The sequence below is a fragment of the Pseudomonas brassicae genome (assembly GCF_010671725.1).
GTDB classification, from domain to species: Bacteria; Pseudomonadota; Gammaproteobacteria; order Pseudomonadales; family Pseudomonadaceae; genus Aquipseudomonas; species Aquipseudomonas brassicae.
Window position 1 is genome coordinate 1 of record NZ_JAAHBU010000019.1, and the last position, 7,564, is coordinate 7,564.

Below are 7,564 nucleotides of genomic sequence, written 5' to 3' on the forward strand. Positions count from 1 at the left end.
GCTTGCCAGCGAAAGGGCCCTCAGCCTTGCAGATGAGCCAGCACCTGCTGCACCAACGGCCCGGCATCGCGCCGATAGGCCAGCGCCACGCTACTCACGCAGCCTTCGTCGGCCAACGCCACCCAGCGCAGCCCCGCTGGTGCAATATCGCGCATGCACTGCGGCAGCAACGCCACGCCGAACCCGGCCTGGATCAACTGCAATTGCGTGGTCTTGCGCGACACCACTCGTGCCGCCCGCGGGAAGAACCCTTCGCGCATGCACAACTCGGCCGACAGGTAGCTCAGGCCGCCACGCTGGCGATGCGGAATGGAGATGAACGCTTCGTCGCGCAACTGCGCCAGGTGCACGCGCGGTTCACCCGCCAGAGGATGATCGGCGGCAACCGCCAGCAGCAACGGCTCCTCGAACAACGGCTGCACGCTCAACCCCTCATGCTGACGCAGCACCGGCAGGCGCAGCAGGCCCAACTCCAGGCGCCCTTCGGCGAGGTCCTCCAGTTGCGCCTCGGACGACGCCTGGGCGATCTCCATGGACACGCCAGGGTTGTCCTGCAAGTAGTTGCTCAGGCGCGTGAGCAGGGCGCCCGTCAGTGGCACCGTGCTGGAGTGGCTCAGGCGCAGGCTGCCGCGCAGGCCCTGGCCGATTTCGCTGGCCAGGCGGCTGGCCTTGTCGAGATCGCCAAGCAGGGCGCGTGCACGCGGCAGGAAGGCCTGGCCGGCGGCAGTGAGGCGTGGCTGGCGGGCCGTGCGTTCGAACAGCGCTGTGTCCAGTTTCCCCTCCAGTTCCTTGATCTGCCGGCTCAGCGCCGACTGCGCCACGCACACGCGTTCGGCCGCAGCACTGAAACTGCCAGCCTCGGCAATTTCGACGAAGTAGTGCAGTTGGCGGGTAGAAATCATCTGTCATGCCTTTTCGAGATGGCTGGTGGCTAAATTGCATATTAGTCGGCATGGCTTGCGCATCGCTACAGTTCAGCTATCAATCACCTCCAGAGGCGCGCCCATGCTTTCGGCCCTTCTCGATCAACTGCCCTTCACCGCCACCCAGTGGCTGCCGATCCTGCTGGGCGTGGGCGCGGCCTACATCGTGTTCGGCATTGCAGGTTTCGGCACTGCCCTGGTCGCCGGCCCGATCCTGATCAATTTCATGCCGCTGTCACGCATCATCCGCTGCTGGTGCTGCTGGACTTTGTCGCCGCCTTCGGCAACTGGCTGCCCGCACGCAAGGCGGTGGTGCGTGGCGAATTACTGCGCCTGCTGCCGTTCATGGCCATCGGCTGCACCCTGGGCGTGGTGTTCCTGCTGAACCTGAAGTCGGATCTGCTGCTGTTGCTGATGGGGCTGTTCGTTACCGCCTACGCACTCTACAGCCTGGCGGTGAAGGTCAAGCCGGCGCAACTGGCCGGCGGCTGGGCAGTGCCGATGGGCACGGTCGGCGGCCTGTTTGGTGCGCTGTTCGGCAGTGGCGGCTTTCTGTATGCCATCTACCTGAACGCGCGGCTGGCCTCCAAGGACCAGGCGCGTGCCACCCAGAGTGCGTTGATCAGCTGCAGCACGGTGGTGCGCCTGAGCCTGTTCCTGATCGCCGGGGTATACGCCGACCTGTCCTTGCTGCTGCTCGCGCTGTGCCTGCTGCCGATGATGGTGGCGGGGCTGTGGGCCGGTCGCCGGCTGACCCTGAACATGTCCCGCGAAGCCTTCGTGCGGCTGGTCACCTGGCTGGTGCTGGCCAGCGGCATCGCGCTGATCGCACGCTACCTGAGTGAGGTAAACTGGCACCTTTAACCTGTTCGGCCGCCGTCATGACTTTCCAGAGCATCATCGTCCCCAAGATCTCCACCGTGCCGGTGCACGAGCCGCGCGCCCGCGCGATCCTGCGCTGGCTGGTACGCGAGAAGGTGATCGAGGAACAGCTCAGCACCTGCGGGCGCACCGGCAATCGCATGGCCTACGCCATCGCCGAGGGCGCGCGCAAGGTGGTCGAACGGCCAGCGCTGTTGCCATATGGTCAACCGGTCAACGGCCTTGAAGTCATCTACAAGCGCTGCATCTATACGCCCACCGATGGCTTCCTCGAAGAAGCCGGCTGTGCCGAGTGCCGCAAGGAAGTCGGGGTGGAGCTGTTTGCCAGCCTGGAAGAGTGGATGCCCGGCATCAGCGACAACTTCACCTGCCCGCGCTGCGGCCATGAAGACGACATCAACGGCTTCCTGTTTCTGCAAGCCTGTGCCTTTTCCAACCTGGGGTTCATCTTCAATAACTGGGGCGAGGCCGGTTTCAAGCAGTCCTTCATCGATGCGTTTGCCGACTGGCTCGACCAGCCGGTGGCCGTGGTGCAGGTCAAGCTGCAAGGCAACTGACCGAAGGCCCATCTTTGCATTGAGTCAACGGGCGCGCACGAGTATAATGGCGCGCTTCCATTTTTCCCGCCCGGGAGCCCCCGCGATGCTGCGTATCAGCCAAGAAGCCCTGACCTTCGACGACATTCTCCTAGTACCCGGTTACTCCGAGGTGCTACCTAACGAAGTCAGTCTCAAGACCCGTTTGACCCGTGGCATCGAGCTGAATATTCCGCTGGTTTCCGCCGCCATGGACACCGTGACCGAAGCCCGCCTGGCCATTGCCATGGCCCAGGAAGGCGGTATTGGCATCATCCACAAGAACATGACCATCGAGCAGCAAGCTGGCGAAGTGCGCAAGGTCAAGAAGTTCGAAGCTGGCGTGGTCAAGGACCCGATCACCATCGAGGCCGACGCCACCGTGCGTGACCTGTTCGAACTGACTCGCCTGCACAACATCTCCGGCGTACCGGTGCTGCACGATGGTGACCTGGTCGGCATCGTCACTTCCCGTGACGTGCGTTTCGAAAACCGCCTCGACGCCACCGTACGTGAAGTGATGACGCCCAAAGAGCGCCTGGTCACTGTCAAGGAAGGCGCCGACAAGCACGATGCCCGCGAACTGCTGCACAAGCACCGCATCGAGCGCGTACTGATCGTCGACGAAAAATTCGCCCTCAAGGGCATGATGACCGTCAACGACATCGAAAAGGCCAAGGCCTACCCGCTGGCCAGCAAGGACGACCAGGGTCGCCTGCGCGTCGGTGCTGCGGTCGGTACCGGCAAAGACACCGGTGACCGTGTGGCTGCGCTGGTTGCTGCCGGGGTTGACGTGGTGGTGGTCGACACTGCCCACGGCCACTCCAAGGGCGTGATCGACCGCGTGCGCTGGGTCAAGCAGAACTTCCCCGAGGTGCAGGTGATCGGCGGCAACATCGCCACCGGCGCTGCCGCCAAGGCCCTGGCCGAAGCCGGCGCCGATGCGGTCAAGGTCGGTATCGGCCCTGGCTCGATCTGCACCACTCGCATCGTTGCCGGTGTCGGCGTACCGCAGATCAGCGCCATCGCCAATGTCGCCGCTGCGCTGGAAGGCACCGGCGTACCGCTGATCGCCGACGGCGGCATCCGCTTCTCCGGTGACCTGTCCAAGGCCATCGTCGCTGGCGCCAGCGCCGTGATGATGGGCTCGATGTTCGCCGGTACCGAAGAAGCGCCAGGCGAAATCGAACTGTTCCAGGGCCGTTCCTACAAGGCTTACCGCGGCATGGGCTCGCTGGGTGCAATGTCCCAGGCCCAGGGCTCCTCGGACCGCTACTTCCAGGACTCCTCGGCTGGCGCCGAGAAGCTGGTACCGGAAGGTATCGAAGGTCGCGTGCCATACAAGGGTACCCTGACCGCGATCATCCACCAGCTGATGGGCGGCCTGCGTTCCTCGATGGGTTACACCGGCAGCGCCAACATCGAAGAAATGCGCACCAAGCCCGAGTTCGTGCGCATCACCGGTGCCGGCATGGCCGAGTCCCACGTGCATGACGTGCAGATCACCAAGGAAGCGCCAAACTACCGCGTAGGTTGATGCGCCTGGCAATACCTGTAAGCGGGCTGTTCACGACAGCCCCGCGTCGTTTCCGATTACCACTGACGAGATTGAGTCATGGCCCTCGACATTCACGCTCACCGTATCCTGATCCTCGACTTCGGTTCCCAGTACACCCAGCTGATCGCCCGCCGTGTGCGCGAGATCGGCGTGTACTGCGAACTGCACCCGTTCGACATGGACGACGAGGCGATTCGCGAATTCGCTCCGCGCGGCATCATCCTGGCCGGCGGCCCCGAGTCGGTGCACGAAGCCGACAGCCCGCGCGCGCCACAGGCCGTATGGGACCTGGGCGTACCGGTATTCGGTATCTGCTACGGCATGCAGACCATGGCCGAGCAACTGGGCGGCAAGGTTGAAGGTTCCGAGCTGCGCGAGTTCGGCTACGCCCGTGTCGACGTGGTCGGCAAGAGCCGCCTGCTCGACGGCATCGAAGACCACGTCGACGCCGACGGCGTATTCGGCCTGGACGTATGGATGAGCCACGGTGACAAGGTCACCCGCATCCCCGAAGACTTCCACATCCTGGCCAGCACCCCGAGCTGCCCAATCGCCGGCATGTTCAACGACAGCCGTGGCTACTACGGCGTGCAGTTCCACCCGGAAGTGACCCACACCAAGCAGGGCGGTCGCATCCTGTCGCGCTTCATCCTCGACATCTGCGGCTGCGAAGCGCTGTGGACCCCGTCGAAAATCGCCGAAGACGCGATTGCCCAGGTACGTGCCCAGGTCGGTAGCGACAACGTGCTGCTCGGCCTGTCCGGTGGTGTCGACTCCTCGGTGGTTGCGGCGCTGCTGCACAAGGCCATCGGCGACCAGCTGACCTGCGTGTTCGTCGACAACGGCCTGCTGCGCCTGCATGAAGGTGAGCAGGTGATGGCCATGTTCGCCGAGAACATGGGCGTCAAGGTCATCCGCGCCAACGCCGAAGACCAGTTCCTGAACAACCTGGCCGGCGAAGCCGACCCGGAGAAGAAGCGCAAGATCATCGGCCGTACCTTCATCGACGTGTTCGATGCCGAGTCGACCAAGCTGCACAACATCAAGTACCTGGCGCAGGGCACCATCTACCCGGACGTGATCGAGTCGGCCGGCGCCAAGAGCGGCAAGGCCCACGTGATCAAGTCGCACCACAACGTCGGTGGCCTGCCGGAGGAGATGAACCTCAAGCTGGTCGAGCCGCTGCGCGAGCTGTTCAAGGACGAAGTGCGTCGTCTGGGCCTGGAGCTGGGCCTGCCGTACGACATGGTCTACCGTCACCCGTTCCCGGGCCCGGGCCTGGGCGTGCGTATCCTCGGTGAAGTGAAGAAGGAATACGCCGACCTGCTGCGTCGTGCCGACCACATCTTCATCGAAGAGCTGCGCAAGGCCGACTGGTACCACAAGGTCAGCCAGGCCTTCGTGGTGTTCCAGCCGGTGAAATCGGTGGGCGTGGTGGGTGACGGCCGTCGTTACGCCTGGGTCGTGGCGCTGCGTGCGGTCGAGACCATCGACTTCATGACCGCACGTTGGGCGCACCTGCCGTACGAACTGCTGGAAACGGTAAGCGGGCGCATCATCAACGAGATCGAAGGCATCTCGCGCGTTACTTATGACGTGTCGAGCAAGCCGCCTGCGACGATCGAGTGGGAATGATCGGGCGTCCGGCATTGTCCGGCACCCGCTAGCAATAAATGCCCTGGAGCCCGCGTAACTGCGGGCTTTTTGGTTTTCGGGTCCAGCCGGTCGAACGCGTACCGCTTCAACTGCGCACGCCGCAGCTTGCCGGCCGGGTCGAAGGCAAACGCCTCTACCCCACCGACTCGCCTGCCAGCAGGCGTTTACCCAGCCATCGATAAAAAAGATATACACTCGGCAAAATCTAAAAAACCAGACTGCCGGGTGCTTACCCCATGATGACGCTGCGCCAGATCCGCCACTTCATCGCCGTGGCCGAGACCGGGTCGATCTCCGCCGCCGCCCAGGCGGTGTACATCTCCCAGTCCACGCTGACCCTGGCCATCCAGCAACTGGAGCAGGAAATCGGCGTCAGCCTGTTCAACCGCCACGCCAAGGGCATGCACCTCACTCACCAGGGCCACCAGTTCCTGCGCCAGGCGCACCTGATCCTGGCCACCGTCGACAACGCCAAGCGCAGCCTGCAGCACAGTACCGACCAGGTGGCCGGGCAACTGGTGGTCGGCGTGACCAGCCTGGTGGCCGGCTACTACCTCGCCGACCTGCTGACCCGTTTCCAGCGCGCCTACCCGAATGTGGAACTGCGCGTGATGGAGGACGAACGATCGTATATCGAGCATTTGCTGGTCAGCGGCGAGATCGATGTCGGCGTGCTGATCCTGTCCAACCTCGAAGACCGCCATGCCCTGCAATCCGAAGTACTGACCCACTCGCCCCATCGGCTGTGGCTGCCGGCGCAGCACCCGCTGCTGGAGCACGACAGCATCAACCTGGCCGACGTGGCCCGCGAATCATTGATCCAGTTGAACGTCGACGAGATGGACAGCAATGCCCAGCGCCTCTGGTCGCATGCTGGCCTGCAGCCGCGCATCACCTTGCGCACCGCCTCGACCGAAGCGGTGCGCAGCCTGGTGGCGGCCGGCCTGGGCGTATCGATCCAGCCCGACATGACCTATCGCCCCTGGTCGCTGGAAGGCGACATCATCGAGGCACGCCCGATTGCCGACCTCACCCAGACCCTTGACGTCGGCCTGGCCTGGCGCCGGGGCACGGCGCGCCCGGCGCTGGTCGACCCGTTCCTGGCGGTTGCCCGCGAGCAGCCTCACGGCGGGCGCAAGTCATCCCTTTAGGCGTACCCGCGCCACACACGAAACAGGAAGCCTCTACATGTCAGCCGCGCAGACCCCGTTGTCCACCGCACTCCTGATCGATGGTGAACTCGTCGCCGGCCAGGGCGTCGTCGAGCCAATCCTCAACCCTGCAACCGGGCAGGTGCTGACCCACATCGCCGAAGCCAGTGCCGAGCAGACAGAAGCCGCGATCCTCGCCGCCCATCGTGCGTTTGCCGGTTGGGCACGCACCACGCCGCAGCAACGCTCGAACCTGCTGCTGGAGATCGCCAGTGCAATCGAGAACAACGCCGACGTGCTCGCGCGGCTCGAATCGCTGAATTGCGGCAAGCCCTTGCACCTGGCGCGCAAAGACGACCTGAGCGCCAGCGTGGATGTGTTCCGCTTCTTCGCCGGTGCCGTGCGCTGTCAGACCGGCCAACTGAGCGGTGAGTACCTGCCCGGTTACACCAGCATGGTGCGCCGCGACCCGATCGGGGTGGTGGCCTCGATTGCCCCGTGGAACTACCCGATCATGATGGCCGCGTGGAAAATCGCCCCCGCCCTGGCCGCCGGCAATACCCTGGTGTTCAAGCCCTCCGAGCACACGCCGCTGTCGATTCTGGCCCTGGCGCCGACCTTGGCCCAGTTGCTGCCGCGCGGGGTGATCAACATCATCTGTGGCGGCGGTGAGAACGTCGGCGCGCATCTGGTCAGCACCCCAAGGTGCGCATGGTGTCGCTGACCGGCGATATCGTCACCGGGCAGAAGATACTCTCGACTGCGGCCAGGACCCTCAAGCGCACCCACCTGGAACTGGGCGGCAAGGCCCCGGTGATC

5 protein-coding genes and 2 pseudogenes are annotated in these 7,564 nt (G+C 64.3%); 6 read left to right on the forward strand and 1 reads right to left on the reverse strand.

Going from position 1 to position 7,564, the window contains the following annotated elements; genetic code table 11:
- Positions 1-20: 20 nt before the first annotated feature.
- Positions 21-902 (reverse strand): LysR family transcriptional regulator, encoded by an 882-nt coding sequence (locus G3436_RS01965; RefSeq protein WP_163940730.1) that lies wholly within the window; start codon positions 900-902, stop codon positions 21-23.
- Positions 903-1,005: 103 nt separating this feature from the next.
- On the opposite strand from G3436_RS01965, the pseudogene G3436_RS01970 reads away from it, so the two are divergent.
- The 6 genes and pseudogenes from G3436_RS01970 to G3436_RS01995 all read left to right on the forward strand — a co-directional run.
- Positions 1,006-1,787 (forward strand): annotated as a pseudogene (locus tag G3436_RS01970) (TSUP family transporter).
- Between the two features lie 17 nt (positions 1,788-1,804).
- Complete coding sequence (locus tag G3436_RS01975) at positions 1,805-2,362, forward strand: sugar ABC transporter ATPase (protein WP_163940733.1); 558 nt, start codon at positions 1,805-1,807, stop codon at positions 2,360-2,362.
- An 85-nt stretch (positions 2,363-2,447) separates the two neighbouring features.
- Positions 2,448-3,917 carry an IMP dehydrogenase gene (guaB, locus tag G3436_RS01980; RefSeq protein WP_163940735.1) on the forward strand — a complete coding sequence of 490 codons (1,470 nt, stop codon included), beginning with the start codon at positions 2,448-2,450 and terminating at the stop codon, positions 3,915-3,917.
- A gap of 78 nt (positions 3,918-3,995) precedes the next feature.
- Positions 3,996-5,573, forward strand: a complete 1,578-nt coding sequence (gene guaA / locus G3436_RS01985) for a glutamine-hydrolyzing GMP synthase (protein WP_163940737.1) — start codon at positions 3,996-3,998, stop codon at positions 5,571-5,573.
- 257 nt (positions 5,574-5,830) lie between these two features.
- Positions 5,831-6,745, forward strand: a complete 915-nt coding sequence (locus G3436_RS01990; protein WP_163940740.1) for a LysR family transcriptional regulator — start codon at positions 5,831-5,833, stop codon at positions 6,743-6,745.
- Positions 6,746-6,782: 37 nt separating this feature from the next.
- Positions 6,783-7,564: pseudogene (locus G3436_RS01995) on the forward strand (aldehyde dehydrogenase family protein); the annotation flags it as partial.

What these genes read in the sequence shown, in the direction of transcription:
- G3436_RS01965 (WP_163940730.1), bottom strand. Translation starts at nt 902, where the DNA reads ATGATTTCTACCCGCCAACTGCACTACTTCGTCGAAATTGCCGAGGCT.
- guaA (WP_163940737.1), top strand. Translation starts at nt 3,996, where the DNA reads ATGGCCCTCGACATTCACGCTCACCGTATCCTGATCCTCGACTTCGGT.
- G3436_RS01975 (WP_163940733.1), top strand. Translation starts at nt 1,805, where the DNA reads ATGACTTTCCAGAGCATCATCGTCCCCAAGATCTCCACCGTGCCGGTG.
- guaB (WP_163940735.1), top strand. Translation starts at nt 2,448, where the DNA reads ATGCTGCGTATCAGCCAAGAAGCCCTGACCTTCGACGACATTCTCCTA.
- G3436_RS01990 (WP_163940740.1), top strand. Translation starts at nt 5,831, where the DNA reads ATGATGACGCTGCGCCAGATCCGCCACTTCATCGCCGTGGCCGAGACC.